Origin of the sequence: Microbacterium sp. BWR-S6Y, assembly GCF_041379845.1 — a bacterium.
GTDB classification, from domain to species: Bacteria; Actinomycetota; Actinomycetes; order Actinomycetales; family Microbacteriaceae; genus Microbacterium; species Microbacterium hydrothermale.
On the sequence record NZ_JBFECV010000004.1, the window covers coordinates 394,512 to 407,742 of the forward strand.

12 protein-coding genes are annotated in these 13,231 nt (G+C 68.4%); 10 read left to right on the forward strand and 2 right to left on the reverse strand.

The window, feature by feature from the left end:
• Nucleotides 1–242 precede the first annotated feature (242 nt).
• The 9 genes from AB1K56_RS11415 to AB1K56_RS11455 all read left to right on the forward strand — a co-directional run bounded on the left by AB1K56_RS11415 (nt 243) and on the right by AB1K56_RS11455 (nt 9,896).
• Nucleotides 243–1,142 carry an ABC transporter ATP-binding protein gene (locus tag AB1K56_RS11415; protein ID WP_371205729.1) on the forward strand — a complete coding sequence of 300 codons (900 nt, stop codon included), beginning with the start codon at nt 243–245 and terminating at the stop codon, nt 1,140–1,142.
• Nucleotides 1,139–2,017, forward strand: a complete 879-nt coding sequence (locus AB1K56_RS11420) for an ABC transporter permease (RefSeq protein ID WP_371205730.1) — start codon at nt 1,139–1,141, stop codon at nt 2,015–2,017. The genes AB1K56_RS11415 and AB1K56_RS11420 overlap by 4 nt, the downstream gene beginning before the upstream one ends.
• A complete protein-coding gene (locus AB1K56_RS11425; protein ID WP_371205731.1) occupies nt 2,017–2,925 on the forward strand; it encodes an ACP S-malonyltransferase in 909 nt (302 codons plus the stop codon). Before AB1K56_RS11420 ends, AB1K56_RS11425 begins: the two co-directional genes overlap by 1 nt.
• Nucleotides 2,915–3,652 carry a 3-oxoacyl-ACP reductase FabG gene (gene fabG, locus AB1K56_RS11430; RefSeq protein ID WP_371205732.1) on the forward strand — a complete coding sequence of 246 codons (738 nt, stop codon included), beginning with the start codon at nt 2,915–2,917 and terminating at the stop codon, nt 3,650–3,652. Before AB1K56_RS11425 ends, fabG begins: the two co-directional genes overlap by 11 nt.
• A 22-nt stretch (nt 3,653–3,674) precedes the next feature.
• A complete protein-coding gene (locus AB1K56_RS11435; RefSeq protein ID WP_371205733.1) occupies nt 3,675–3,959 on the forward strand; it encodes an acyl carrier protein in 285 nt (94 codons plus the stop codon).
• Complete coding sequence (fabZ, locus tag AB1K56_RS11440; RefSeq protein WP_371205734.1) at nt 3,956–4,402, forward strand: 3-hydroxyacyl-ACP dehydratase FabZ; 447 nt, start codon at nt 3,956–3,958, stop codon at nt 4,400–4,402. The genes AB1K56_RS11435 and fabZ overlap by 4 nt, the downstream gene beginning before the upstream one ends.
• 105 nt (nt 4,403–4,507) lie before the next feature.
• Nucleotides 4,508–6,457: a GNAT family N-acetyltransferase gene (locus AB1K56_RS11445; protein WP_371205735.1), complete on the forward strand. Its 1,950-nt coding sequence runs from the start codon at nt 4,508–4,510 to the stop codon at nt 6,455–6,457.
• Between the two features lie 59 nt (nt 6,458–6,516).
• Complete coding sequence (locus AB1K56_RS11450; RefSeq protein WP_371205736.1) at nt 6,517–7,497, forward strand: aminomethyl transferase family protein; 981 nt, start codon at nt 6,517–6,519, stop codon at nt 7,495–7,497.
• Nucleotides 7,494–9,896: a beta-ketoacyl-[acyl-carrier-protein] synthase family protein gene (locus AB1K56_RS11455; protein WP_371205737.1), complete on the forward strand. Its 2,403-nt coding sequence runs from the start codon at nt 7,494–7,496 to the stop codon at nt 9,894–9,896. The genes AB1K56_RS11450 and AB1K56_RS11455 overlap by 4 nt, the downstream gene beginning before the upstream one ends.
• Nucleotides 9,897–10,712: 816 nt before the next feature.
• Here the strand turns inward: AB1K56_RS11455 and AB1K56_RS11460 are convergent.
• Nucleotides 10,713–11,207 (reverse strand): hypothetical protein, encoded by a 495-nt coding sequence (locus tag AB1K56_RS11460; RefSeq protein WP_371205738.1) that lies wholly within the window; start codon nt 11,205–11,207, stop codon nt 10,713–10,715.
• Nucleotides 11,208–11,361: 154 nt separating this feature from the next.
• Nucleotides 11,362–11,763, reverse strand: coding sequence for a hypothetical protein (locus AB1K56_RS11465; protein WP_371205739.1), 402 nt, complete (start codon nt 11,761–11,763; stop codon nt 11,362–11,364).
• Nucleotides 11,764–12,067: 304 nt separating this feature from the next.
• On the opposite strand from AB1K56_RS11465, the gene sucC reads away from it, so the two are divergent.
• Nucleotides 12,068–13,231, forward strand: a complete 1,164-nt coding sequence (sucC, locus tag AB1K56_RS11470) for an ADP-forming succinate--CoA ligase subunit beta (protein ID WP_076674037.1) — start codon at nt 12,068–12,070, stop codon at nt 13,229–13,231.

Below are 13,231 nucleotides of genomic sequence, written 5' to 3' on the forward strand. Positions count from 1 at the left end.
GCGAGGGGCCGACGCCGAACTCCGAACGGCGGACATGCCCGTCCGGGAGTTCCTCGCGGAGGGGGCGCGGAGGGGGCTGACCACCGATCGGATGTTCCCCAGCCAGGGCACGTGCGCCACCGCCGTCCCCCGCCGGGATGCGTGCCCGACCTCGCGAGGCGACTGATGCCGGTGCCCTCGCGCGCGGCGCGACCGCCGGTCCTCGGTCTCTTGTCACACCTCATAGCGAGCGGGAGCTCTTCATGTCCATTCAGGTGAAACACCTCCGCAAGAGCTACGGCACGTTCGAGGCCGTTCGAGATCTGTCCTTCGATGTACCCACGGGATCGCTTTTCGCGTTCCTCGGAGCGAACGGTGCGGGCAAGAGCACCACGATCGGCTGCATCACGACGGTCCTGCGTCCGACCTCCGGCACGATCCAGGTGCGAGACCGTGACGCGGTGGAAGACCCGTACGGGGTCCGCGAGGTGATCGGCGCCGTCTTCCAGCAATCGCTCCTGGACCCGATGTTGTCCGTCCGAGAGAACCTGGCGATCAGAGCGGGCTTCTACGGGCTACGGCGGCGCGAGGCCTCGGCGAGGATCGGCGAGCTGGCGGAGCTCGTCGGCCTCGAAGACTTCCTGGATCGTCGATACGGCGTGCTCTCGGGCGGACAGAAGCGCCGAGCCGACATCGCGCGCGCAATCGTCCATCGCCCGAGCGTCGTCTTCCTCGACGAGCCCACCGCGGGCCTCGACCCCCAGTCGCGCGAGCAGATCTGGTCGGCGATCGGCCAGCTGCGCACAGACCACTCGACGACCGTCTTTCTGACGACCCACTACATGGAAGAGACCGAACGAGCCGATCAGGTGTGCATCATCTCCGAGGGACGGATCATGGCCGAGGGAACTCCGGCCCACCTCCGGTCCTCCTTCAGCCGCAGCGTGCTGACCGTACGTACGCCCGACGTCTCGTCCTTCCTCGCCGAGTGCGACGCGCGGGGCGTCGTCGGCGAGCACAGCGGCGACGTCGTGCGGGTGCCCGTCGACCGGGTGGAGCAGGCGAGGGATCTCGTCCAGGCGCCCCAGGTGACCGATTTCGAGTTCCGCCACGGAACGATGGACGACGTCTTCCTGAACGTGACCGGAGGGCGGGCGGCATGAGAACGGTCTCGATCCTCACGGGCCGGAATCTGCGCCTGTTCTTCCGCGATCGCGCCGGGGTGTTCTTCTCCCTCCTGTCCGCGCTGATCCTCATCGCGCTGTATGCGCTCTTCCTCGGGAATCTGCAGGTCGACAATCTGACGGAGCGCTTTCCGAACGCGGAGACCGGGGACATCCACTGGTTCGTGAACGCATGGGTGTTCGCCGGGATCACCATGATCACGACCCTGACGACGGCATTGGCGGCGCTGGCGGTCTTCGTCGACGACCGAGCCAGCGGACGCTTCGGCGACTTCCTCGTTTCGCCGATCCGACGAGTCGAGCTCATCCTGGGCTACCTTTTGTCGAGCTTTCTCATCTCGCTCTCCATGACCGTGATCATCGTGGTCGTCGGGCAGGTCTACCTCCTCACGCAGGGCGACCCGATGATGACCGCGAGCGAGGTGGGGGAGACGCTCGGATACGTCGCTCTGTCGAGCCTGGCCTTCGCGGCGTTGTCGAGCTTCGTCGTCACCTTCTTGCGCAGTTCCGGCGCTTTCGCGGCGCTGTCGACCGTGGTGGGAACCGTCATCGGGTTCCTCGCAGGGGCGTACATCCCCGTGGGCACGCTCCCGGACGCCATCGTGAACGGCATCAATGCGCTCCCGTTCGCGCAGTCGGCGATGCTGATCCGCGAGCCCATGACCGCGCAGGCGCTGACTGCACTCGCCGGCGACACCGGTCCGGCGGTCGACGCGGTCAAGACGTTCTACGGCATCTCGGCGAAGGTCGGCGACTTCGAAGTCACGGCGAGCCTCGCAGCCGGCGTCCTGGTCGCGGTCTTCGTCGTGTTCGCTGCCCTGGGGGCGCGTCAGCTTGCTCGGCGGATCCGCTGATGCGCGGGACCTTTCTCGCAGTCCCCGGCCAGGGGAGTCAGACCCTGGGAATGGGAAGACAGCTCGTCGCTCGGCACCCCGCCGCGCGAGCGACCTTCGACGAATCCGTGGACGCGCTCGGTTTCGACATGCGGGAGGTGATGTGGGGCACCTCCGCCGATGCCCTGACGGCGACCGAGTACGCCCAGCCCGCCATCGTTCTGCTCGCCGTCGCTGCGATGCGGGCGTGGCAGGCCGTGTCTCGCCCTCCCGCCGATGTGCGATGGGTCACGGGCCACAGCGTCGGGGCGCTCGCCGCGGCGATCGCCGTGGAATCCCTCACCTTCGTCGACGGCATCCGGCTCGCGCGCGCCCGGGGTCAACTGATGGGTTCGGCCCCGGGCGCGGGGGCCATGCTCGCCGTCGCGGTCACCTCCGACCGGGCTCGCGACGACGTCGCCCGCGCCGCTTCATCGTCGGGGCTGGACATCGCCTGCATCAACAGCGCGCGGCAGATCGTGCTCTCCGGAGCGCGAGAAGCGATATCCGAAGCGCGAGCGCGATTCGGCTCGCGCTGTCGTCTCCTCGACGTGAGCCACGGGTTCCACTCCTCGCTCATGGATCCGATCGTCGAGCGATGGGCCTCGGAAGTGGCGGCCCTGCCGTTCCGCGAGCCGCGCACGCCGATGCTCTCGGCCCTCTCCGGGCGGCTCCTCCATGCAGCCGACGAGATCGAAGAGGACGTGCGACATGGAGTTCGCGAAACCGTGCGATGGGATCTGGTCACAGCGGTCGCGAACGAGAGCGGATGCCGTGCCGTCATCCTCGGCAACGGCCACACTCTGACCCGTCTGTGGCGGGGGGAGGCCGTCGCGAAGGGCGCGACCGTCGTCGACGACGGCTTCCGGAACGCAGCCCATGCAGCCTGAGCGGAGCGTCGTCGTCACGGGTGGCTCCCGTGGGATCGGTCGAGCGTGCGTCGAGACGCTCGCCGACGCGGGATGGCACGTCGTCGTGGTCTTCCGACGTGCCGCCGACGAAGCCGCGCAGGTCGTGCAGGCGGTGGAAGACCGCGGGGGCTCGGCGTCGGCGATGCAGACTGATGTGTCCTCCGAGGCGGACGTCCGAGAGCTGTTCCGAAAGGTCCGCGTCGAACATCCTCCACTGGCGGGAGTCGTGTCGAACGCCGGGTTGACGCGCGATGGGCTCACGCCGATGATGTCGCTCGCAACCTGGAACACCGTCGTCGAGACGAATCTCACGAGTTCGTTCCTGGTCGCTCGAGAGTCGATGAAGGCCATGCGGCGGACCGGGGGCTCCCTGGTCTTCATGAGTTCCGTGTCCGGCTTGCGGGGCCAGGTAGGTCAGGCGAACTACGCCGCGAGCAAGGGTGCGGTCAACGCGATGACCCGGGCGCTCGCGCGGGAGGGTGCGCCTGCCGGACTACGGGTCAACGCGGTCGCGCCCGGCTTCACGGACACGGAGATGGTCCGTCGGATGCCGCGAGGGGATCTCGCGCGGCTCGTCGACGCGGTACCCCTCGGTCGGATGGCGCAACCGCGCGAAGTGGCATCCCTCGTGCAGTTCCTCCTCGGCGACGACGCCTCGTACATCACCGGACAGATCATCTCGGTCGACGGCGGACTGACCGCCTGAGACCTCCTCACGGAGAGTGGACATGGAACACCAAGAAGTGATGCAGCATGCAGCCGCCCGACGGGCAGTGAACGATCGGGTCAAGGGACTGATCGCGGAGGGGCTCGGCCTCCCCATCGACCCGATGCTCATCGACGACGACCAGCCCCTCTTCGGGCGTGGGCTCGAATTGGACTCGCTCGACACGCTGGAGATCGTGAGTCTGATCGATGAGAACTTCGGTGTCTACATCACCGACGATGACAAGTACGTGTTCGGTTCGATCAACACCATCGCCGACTTCATCGAACAGGCGCGTACTCCGTGAGGTCTCGACGTAAGGCCGCGATCGGGCCCGTCGACGTCTCACGGCGGCTCCCGCACCGGCATCCTCTCCTGCTCCTCGATCGTGTCGATGACCTCGAGGTCGGGGTCTCAGCGGTCGGAACCAAGAACGTCTCCATTTCCGACCCGGTCTTCGCCGGCCACTTCCCCGGCAACCCGATCTACCCGGGGGTCCACATGATCGAGGTCGCGGCGCAGCTGTGCGGGCTGATCGGCTCGTCCGACGAGCAGGGGTCGGTCCTGGGATATCTGGCGTCGATCAAGCGGTTCCGGTTCCGCGCGCTCGTCGTCCCGGGGGACCAGATGAAGATCACGGCGCGAGCGGGGGCATCGATCGGCGCGCTGACCGAGTTCGCCGTCGAGATCACCGTCGACGGTGTAGTCGTCGCGAGCGGCGTTCTGGCGATCGCCCGCGGTCAGGGCTGAGGGCACCTCGTGTCCGCAGAGATCCGCGAACCGACCGGGGAGGACGACCTCGACCGTGTCGCCGCGTTCTTCGTCCGGAACGGTTACGGCCCGCCAGGTGACGCCATGACGGGTGCCATCCTCGGACGCGTGTTCCACGAGCGCGGCGTGCGTCTCTTCTTGATCGCCGAGGAGCGAGGTGAGATCGTCGCGACCATCGGTTATGCGGCGATGTCGGGACGTCGGGTGGCCCCGGTGGGTCAGCTTTTCGCGGGGATGTTCGTGATCGCACCGAGCCATCGGACGGGCATGCTGGCGGGGCGCCTTTTCACCGATTCCTTCGAGCGATTGGTCGCCTCGGGAGTCCGGGGTCTGCGTGTCGAGGTCGACCCGGCGAACACGCGCGCGTTTCCTCTTTACGTCCGCGTGGGGTTCAGAGCCCTCGACGGGATGACCCCGGATGAGGACGGCTACGTCGAGCTCGTCAGTGTGCTCCCCGGGGTGACGGCTGATCTGATGAACAATGCGGCCACCTGGACAGGTCGATCGCTCGGTGGGGGTCAGCGCAACTGGCGCTCCATCCGGAGCTCCCGCGCACAATCCGTCGACAGTGGAATCGTCCGCCGTCCGAAGGGCGTCGACGCGATCCGCTACGAGTTCGAGCTTCCCGGCCTCCTCGTCAGTGCGACCGGCCGTGTGAACGACGCCGCGCTTGTGGCGCTCTCTGTGAACGATTTCCCGGCGCCGTGTTTCGTGCCGCCGGATGACAATGACGGCGCGCATCGCACCCGTGTCACGGGGTCGAGGGCGGTCGGGGACTTCACGGTGGCCGTCGACGACCGAGGTGCCCTCGTCGTCTCGCATCCGGCTCACCTCGGTCCCGTTGTCGCCGACCCGCATCCGGTCGCAGGGGCGTCGGCCGCGGGTCCGCGGCGACCGCTCTCGCGTCCCGTGCTGGTCGACATCGCTGTCGACAGCTGGCGCATCGACGACGGCGACGTGGAGCGCGTCGTGGAGTTCCTCCCGTCCGGGGTACGGGTGACAGCGACGAGCCGGGACGCGAGCGAGGTGGTGAGTTACCCCCGCCTGGGGTTGCGCGTCGCTCGCCTCTCTCTCCTGTGCGACGGCACGGAGGTGCACTCCGCCCACGCTGTGCGCGGGCGATGGCCTGTCGATCGCGTGGACTTCGAGGCGGCCGCTGACGCGACGAGCTCTTGGCCGGCCGATGGCGCTGAGGTCGTCTGGAGCGACGGATTTTCGGGGATCACCGTTGCGGCGACGCGTCTTCGGGGACGAAGGATACGGCTCGAGGGAGGGCACCTGGTTCGCCTTTCGGGCGAGGGGACGGCGGGGTACGACCTGGCGTTGACGGCGGCCGCGCGCTCCGCCGTCGATTGGACGGAAAGCGACGGTCGAGTGATCGACACGTGGCGGCGCTCGCGGCGCGCCCTGGCCGACGTCATCCGCACGACGACGGACGCAGGGACGCTCACGGTGGCGCCGGACGCCGGGCTCGTGGAGTGGACTCGCGACAACCTCACCGTGGTGTCGTCGCCGTTCCCCTCCCGGCGGTCGATCGGTCCACTCACGACAATCTCGACGGCGCTCTGGGTGTGCGCACAACCGGATCGCACGGACGGCGATCGAGGTGCGGTGTGGCCGACGGACGACGCCCGGGTCCCCTTTCGGGCGGGCGGAGAATGCGACCAGGCGGGATGGTCCCTGGTGACGTTCGAGGGAACCACCGATCTGGGCCTGCGGGTGAGCGCCCGCGCCGAGGAACGCAAGCAGGAGGCCGTCGTCTTCCTGATGCTCGCCAGGGTGAAGCGGGTCGCGATCGCAGACGCGGCGGGTGGGCGGGTCGACCTGGATGTGCCCCCGGGACCGTGGCGCACGTGGACGCGGGAAGCGGGTTTCCACATGGACCAGGGGTGGCTTCACCTCGCACCCGTGTGCGGAGCCTCTCCCGAGATTCTGATCCGCTCCACCCCGCAGGGCGTGCTGATCGCCGCCTACTCGCGACTCTCCTCGAAGCCCACGGCGACGGTGTGGCGCTTCCGGTGGGAGGCGTCATGACCGCGGTCGTCCCCTTCGCAGACGCAGACAACTCGACCGACGACCTTCCAAGGAGAATCATGTCCACGAGCTCGGAGTACTTCTCGCTTCGTCGAACCGCGGGCGCCTACGCGCGCGGCACGACCATCCATTCGATCGGAGGTGCGGGTCGCGGCGCCCTTCTGTCGCACGTCATCGCCCGGCCGACCGAGTTCGCCCCGCCAGGGTCGGTCGTCGACTCGCTCGTGCTCGATGACGATGGCCGGGTCGTGGACTCCGTGCTCGCCGTTCTCGATGAGGACCGCACCCTCCTCATCTCGGAGCATCGCACGGAGGTCGGCGAGGACCTGCGCGCGGTCGCGCTCGCGCTCGGAATCCGCGATGTGACAGTCGACGCCCTCACCGGCTGGGGAGTCCTCGCCGTCGAGGGCCCCCGCTCGTGGGAAGTCGTCGGTGGGCTCGCCGCGGACGACATCGCGACCCTGCTCCTGAACGAATGGCAGCCCATCGAGATCCCGGGGTCGTCGGTCGCGCTGCTCGCACGAACCGGCACGACGGCCGAGTACGGGTACGTCGTCGTCGCAGATGTGAGCCCGGGAGTGCTCATGGACGTCCTCCGGCCCCGACTGGCCCAGGTCGGGGGTGCATTCGTCGGCCCCGAGGCTCTCCTCCGGGCGCGGATCGAGGTGAACCATCCGGTGGTGCCCGACCAGTTCGACGGCGTCACCGTGCTCGAGGCGGGGGCCGGGTGGGCGGCGGGAGTCGGTCGCGAAGACCCGTACCGTGGAGCCGGTCACGCCGTCCCGCCTGAACGCCGACTCGTCGCCGTTCGAGCGACCCGTTCCCTCGAGCGTGGAAGCGCGGTCGAGGCGGGCGGGGTGACGGTGGGTCGCATCCATCTCTGCGCGGCCGATATCGACGGCGAGGGCGGCTATGCCCTCGCCCTGCTCGATGCCCCCTTCGACGTCCCCGGGCTGGAGCTGACCGCTGACGGCGGGACGATCCGGACAGTGTCGCGGCCGGCGGTCCAGCCCGTCTCCTGGACCGAGACCATCGGATGAACGCCTCCGACGTCGCCGTCACCGGGGTCGGGTTGCTCGCGGCTGTCGGCCTCGACGCGCAACGAAGCTGGGCCGCCATCACCGCAGGTTCTTCCGGCATCTCCCGTGTGACGTCGGTCGACGCCGACGGCTTCATCTCGCAACTCGCGGGGGAACTGCCCGGGGGTTCCGACTGGAAGGCCGCTGTGCCGCGCCGAGCCGGGCGGGGTGGGGTCGACCGATGCCATGCCATGGCGCTCGATGCGACCGAGGAGGCCGTCGCCGGCGCCCGTCTCGCGGCGGCCGACTATGCACCGGAGCGCGTGGGCATCTCGTTCGGAACATCGTTGGGTGGCGCACGCTCCGGTGAGGCCTTTCACCGCCAGTGGCTCGAAGAGGGGTTGCGACGTGCGGACGCGAGCCTCCTCCGCCAATATCCCCTCCATTCGGTCGCGGACTACATCGCGGAGCAGTTCGGCTACACCGGCCCTCGAACCGTGCAGTCGAATGCGTGCGCCGCGGGGGCGGTCGCGATCGCGTACGGCGTGGAACTCCTCGAAAGCGGGCACGCGGATGTCGTGATCGCGGGAGGGGTCGATCCTCTCGCCTACTTCTCCTTCGGCGGGTTCTCCTGCCTCGAGGCGCTGGACCCCCTGCACTGCGCCCCGTACACGCGCAGCAGCGGCCTCAACCTCGGCGAGGGGGCCGGTGTCGTCGTGCTCGAGAGGCGGTCCGCGGCGCACGCGCGCGGCATCCCCGTCCTCGCCGTTGTCCGGGGCTACGGCCTCAGCGCGGACGCGCACCACCCCACCGCTCCTGACCCCACCGGGCGGGGCGCGCTTCGCGCGATGAGAGCCGCGCTCGACATGGGCGGACTGTCGCCCCGCGACGTGGAGTACGTGAACGGGCACGGCACGGGAACACCCGCCAACGACAGCACCGAGACGCGAGCCGTCGCCCAGCTGCGTCCGTCCGACCCGCCTCCCCTCGGCTCCACGAAGTCGATGATCGGACACACGCTGGGGGCTGCCGGGGCGGTCGAAGCGGTGACGACCGTGCTCGCGCTTCGCGACGGCGTGTTCCCCCCGACGGTCGTTCCGCCCGATGCGACGGACGCACCCCATGGCCTCGATATCGTCCCCGCGGCTGGACGAACGGCTCCACTTTCCGTGGCGCTGTCCAACTCCTTCGCGTTCGGCGGCAACAACGCATCCCTCCTGCTCACTCGCGACGATCCCGCGGCTCGGCGGGAGTCGTCTGCGTCGACGGAACGCCCCGTCGTCATCACCGGAATCGCAGCCATCGCGGCGGATGCCAAAGACTCAGCCGAGGTGCGAGACCTCCTCCAGGAGTGGAGGCCGGCGTACGGAACACAACGGGTGGCGCTCGAGGGCTATGGGGACTTCCCGGTTGCCGAGATCCCGGAGAAGCACCTCACGCGCGGTGTGAACCCGCAGATGCTGCGCCGCATCGACAACCTCGGACGCCGCTCCGCGGTCGTGGTGGCGGATCTGTTGCGCGAACGCAAGCTGAGCCGCGACGAAGCCGCGCGCACGGGGTTGATCTTCGCCACCGGAACGGGCCCCCTGTCCACGGTGGAGGCCTTTCAAAGAGAACTCATCGTGACAGGGGCCGGCAACACGCGCCTTTTCCCGAACACCGTCATGAACGCGGCCGGTGGCCACGTCGCCCTGCTCAACAGACTTCAAGGACCCACGGCCACGATCTGCGCGGGCGGGACGTCGGGCATCTCCGCGCTCCACTTCGCCACCCGTCTGATCCAGCGCGGAGCGGCGGACCGGATGGTGGTGCTCTCGGCGGACGAGGCGCCCGTGGCGATGCTGGCGGCGCACGCGCGTATCGATGGATTCCTCTCGCGGGAACGCTGTCTCCCGTTCCGGGACTCGGGCAAGGTCTTCGGCGGAGCCGGCGTGGCCGTTCTTCTGGAGGCGGCCGCGACGGCTCCGCAGGAAAAGACGATGGGGTGGATCGAGGGATTCGGCATGACCGGGGACGCGAGTGGCCCGGGACGACTCGAGGCCTCGAGCGACGGCTGGTCGCGGTCGTTCCGAAGCGCTCTGGTCGACGCAGGAGTCGCCGCGTGCGACGTGGACGTCGTCGTCTCGGCGGCGTGCGGTCGCGCTGCGATCGACGACACCGAGACGACGGCGGTTCGGGATGCCGGTCTGAGTTCGGCCGTCCTCTCGGCGCCCAAGGAGATCTTCGGCGACGCGGGGGCCTCGTCGGCGTTGCTCGGTGTCGCTCACGCGCTCTGGATGAGCGAGGAGACGGACGACGGCGCCCTCGATCGGAGAGCGCGAGCGAGCCCGGGCCGTTCAGTACCGAGGCGGGCGATCGTCTCGTCGTACGAGGTGGGAGGCAGCTATCAGTCCGTCGTCGTTCGATCTCGCGACGCCTGAGGGTCTGAAAGCGGCGGTGTGGTCCGTCGAGGCCCGTCCCTCTCCAACCGACGCGCTCGGCCGACTGCTCGAACAGTCTGCTTCGCGCGTCCTGCGAGAGATCGTGAAGGTGACGTCTTGCGAGGGTGGAGGGCATTGCAGCCCCCGCGCCGCGGCGAGCGGACGGTGGGTGTGTCCGGGATGCGGCATGCACTGGAGCACAACGGCAACCCCGGGTCGTGCGATGGTCAGTCGATCCGTGTTCCCCTGCGGCATCGACGTCGAGCGGACCGACCGTCACCGGCCTGCCGCCTTCCGCGCCGCAAGTCGGTGGTGCGCATCGCCCATCCGCAGCGCTCGACAATGGACTCAAGCCGAGGCGATCTGGAAGGCCACCCGTCCCGTGCCCCTGCTCGGGGTCGACCTCATCCCGATTCCCTCCGCGAGGGGCTCGGGGTGGCAGCTCAGTGCCGACGCATCCTGGTGGGTTCACTCATCCGAGTCGAACGGAGGTTACGTCTGGTCGCTGGCGGTGTCGCGCCGATCTCGCGCGATGGGCGGCTCGGGAAATTGACCAGCGCCGATCGAAGCGACGTGGTGCGCCGCGCCGGACCCGGAGAAGCGAGCCGGCGCGGCCGAGGCGGAGCGAGCGGACGGATCAGGTCACGACGCGGGCGGGCACGTGAGCGCGAAGTCGATCGTCGCGTCGTACTGCTGCGCGTTCTCGATCGCGGCATCGACATCGGGCGGGGTCGCCGTCGACGCATCGGTGAGCTGCGTGACAGCGACGCGGCCCCCACCGCAGTGCCTCGGTACTCGACGCTGCCGTCATCGCGCTCATCGACGGCGCTTGGCCCAGCCGTCGTAGCCATCGAAGGCCCCGGGCCCCGCATCGAGGTAGAAGGCAATATTCGGCGCCATCGGCGAATAGGTCGGAGCATCGGGCTCGTCCCATCTCTCCGTCGGCGGGGCGAGGGCGTTACCCGGTCGGTAAGGCCGATCTGCCGGTGCCTGGAATCCGTTGAATTCCGACGGAGAAATTCGGTCGACGCGTGCTGCTCCGTAGAGATCGATCTCGCGGCCCTCGGCGGCATTAGCGCGTAGCTCCGCGCTGATGCCGGAAAAGACGTTCTGCAGATGCGCATTCCACTGCAGCAGGTCGGTGTGCATCGCCGACATCTGTCCGATTGCGTAGTTGTACAGGAGTGCTTCGGAGTCCGTCTGCAGCATGATCGGTACGAGTGCGGCATTGAGCTGGGCGACTTGCGTGGTCCACTGGTCGATCACGTCCGCCTGCTGTTCGAGACCTTCCGGCAACAACCAGAAATCCACGTCCGACATCTTGCCCCCACCCGGTAGATGCTTCATGCGCGGATCAGTTCGACACCCTACGCGGAAGAGCTCGGTCAGACCAAGGAGGGCAGGCAACCGGAACGCGTCTCACCGCCCACATCGCCGGAGTCGCAGGGCCGGGACCGGGCGACCCTCACGGCGCCGGGCATTCGACCGAGAAGGTTGCGGTCGCCTCGACGCGATCGCCGCCCGGCATGTCGAGGTCCTTGAGGCGGGGGGTCGTTCCCGCCGGGACCACGCGGACGGTGGCCGTTCCCGACACGTTCGAGCCGCTCACGGCCGAGTCTGCGTTGCTGCGCTCGATGTCTCCTTCGCCGAGGAACTGCACGGCGTAGTCGCCGACCGCCCACGCGGCGACGTTCGCGCGGGCGGAGTCTTCGGTCAGGCTCAGTTGAACGCCGGCGTCCGGGAACTCCTTCGTGGCGACGGTGACGAAACGGTCGTCGCAGGTGCGCAGACCACCGGCGACGGAACCGACGATTGTGTGCGTCTTTCCATCGAGTTCGAACGTGACTGCAACGGAGTCGACGCTCACAGCTGCGTCTTGCGCTGCAGTCAATGGGCCGTCTGAGGAGTCGGCCGAACCGCAGGCGGTAAATGCGAGTGTGCTCGTGGTCGCGAACAGGGCCAGCACGGACAAACGACCTCGTGAAAGCATGCCTCGAACCTCTCACAGATTGCTCTGCCGACCATGGCGGCTTCCGGGATCCCCTCCCTTTGAAGGGGCAAGGGTCGGGGCGGTTCCGCCCCGTCTAGTAGGGTTGACCCCTGGTGAAGATCTCTTGATGTCGAGAGATCTCGCCTCCTCCCACCACCGATCGCCCAGCGAAGGATTGTCCGTGGATCTCTACGAGTACCAGGCACGTGATCTGTTCGAAAAGTACGAGGTGCCGGTGCTCGCCGGCATCATCGCCGACACCCCTGAGGAGGCGAAGGCGGCCGCTGAGAAGCTCGGCGGTGTCGTCGTCGTCAAGGCTCAGGTCAAGACCGGAGGCCGCGGCAAGGCCGGCGGTGTGAAGGTCGCGAAGAACCCCGACGAGGCGTTCGAGGCGGCGCAGGCCATCCTCGGCCTCGACATCAAGGGTCACGTCGTCAAGCGCGTCATGGTCGCCGCCGGCGCCCGCATCGCCAAGGAGTTCTACTTCTCGGTGCTCCTCGACCGCGCCAACCGCTCCTACCTGTCGCTCTCGAGCGTCGAGGGCGGCATGGAGATCGAGGAGCTCGCCGTCGAGCGTCCCGAGGCGCTCGCCCGCGTCGAGGTCGACCCGCTCGAGGGCATCACCCCCGAGAAGGCCCTCGAGATCGCGAAGGCCGCGAAGTTCGACGACGAGCTGGCCCCGAAGGTGGCCGACGTCTTCGTCAAGCTCTTCAACGTCTACAAGGGCGAGGACGCCACGCTCGTCGAGGTGAACCCGCTCATCCAGAGCGAGGACGGCGACATCATCGCCCTCGACGGCAAGGTCTCGCTCGACGAGAACGCCGGCTTCCGCCACCCCGAGCACGAAGAGCTCGAAGACAAGGATGCCGCCGACCCCCTCGAGGCCAAGGCCAAGCAGCACGACCTCAACTACGTCAAGCTCGACGGCCAGGTCGGCATCATCGGCAACGGCGCGGGTCTGGTCATGTCGACCCTCGACGTCGTCGCCTACGCCGGCGAGAAGCACGGTGGCGTCAAGCCCGCCAACTTCCTCGACATCGGTGGCGGCGCCTCGGCGACCGTCATGGCCGCCGGTCTCGACGTCATCCTCGGCGACGAGCAGGTCAAGAGCGTCTTCGTCAACGTCTTCGGCGGCATCACCTCGTGCGTCGCCGTGGCCGAGGGCATCGTGAAGGCCCTCGAGATCCTCGGCGACACCGCGACCAAGCCGCTGGTCGTCCGCCTCGACGGCAACCAGGTCGAGGAGGGTCGCGAGATCCTCGCCGCCGCCAACCACCCGCTCGTCACCCTCGCCGCCGGTATGGACGAGGGCGCCGACAAGGCCGCCGAACTGGCCAACGCGTAA

Bases quoted from the DNA above. Each gene is read 5' to 3' on its own strand.
- AB1K56_RS11415 (WP_371205729.1), top strand. From the start codon at position 243: ATGTCCATTCAGGTGAAACACCTCCGCAAGAGCTACGGCACGTTCGAG.
- AB1K56_RS11420 (WP_371205730.1), top strand. From the start codon at position 1,139: ATGAGAACGGTCTCGATCCTCACGGGCCGGAATCTGCGCCTGTTCTTC.
- AB1K56_RS11425 (WP_371205731.1), top strand. From the start codon at position 2,017: ATGCGCGGGACCTTTCTCGCAGTCCCCGGCCAGGGGAGTCAGACCCTG.
- fabG (WP_371205732.1), top strand. From the start codon at position 2,915: ATGCAGCCTGAGCGGAGCGTCGTCGTCACGGGTGGCTCCCGTGGGATC.
- AB1K56_RS11435 (WP_371205733.1), top strand. From the start codon at position 3,675: ATGGAACACCAAGAAGTGATGCAGCATGCAGCCGCCCGACGGGCAGTG.
- AB1K56_RS11445 (WP_371205735.1), top strand. From the start codon at position 4,508: ATGACGGGTGCCATCCTCGGACGCGTGTTCCACGAGCGCGGCGTGCGT.
- AB1K56_RS11450 (WP_371205736.1), top strand. From the start codon at position 6,517: ATGTCCACGAGCTCGGAGTACTTCTCGCTTCGTCGAACCGCGGGCGCC.
- AB1K56_RS11455 (WP_371205737.1), top strand. From the start codon at position 7,494: ATGAACGCCTCCGACGTCGCCGTCACCGGGGTCGGGTTGCTCGCGGCT.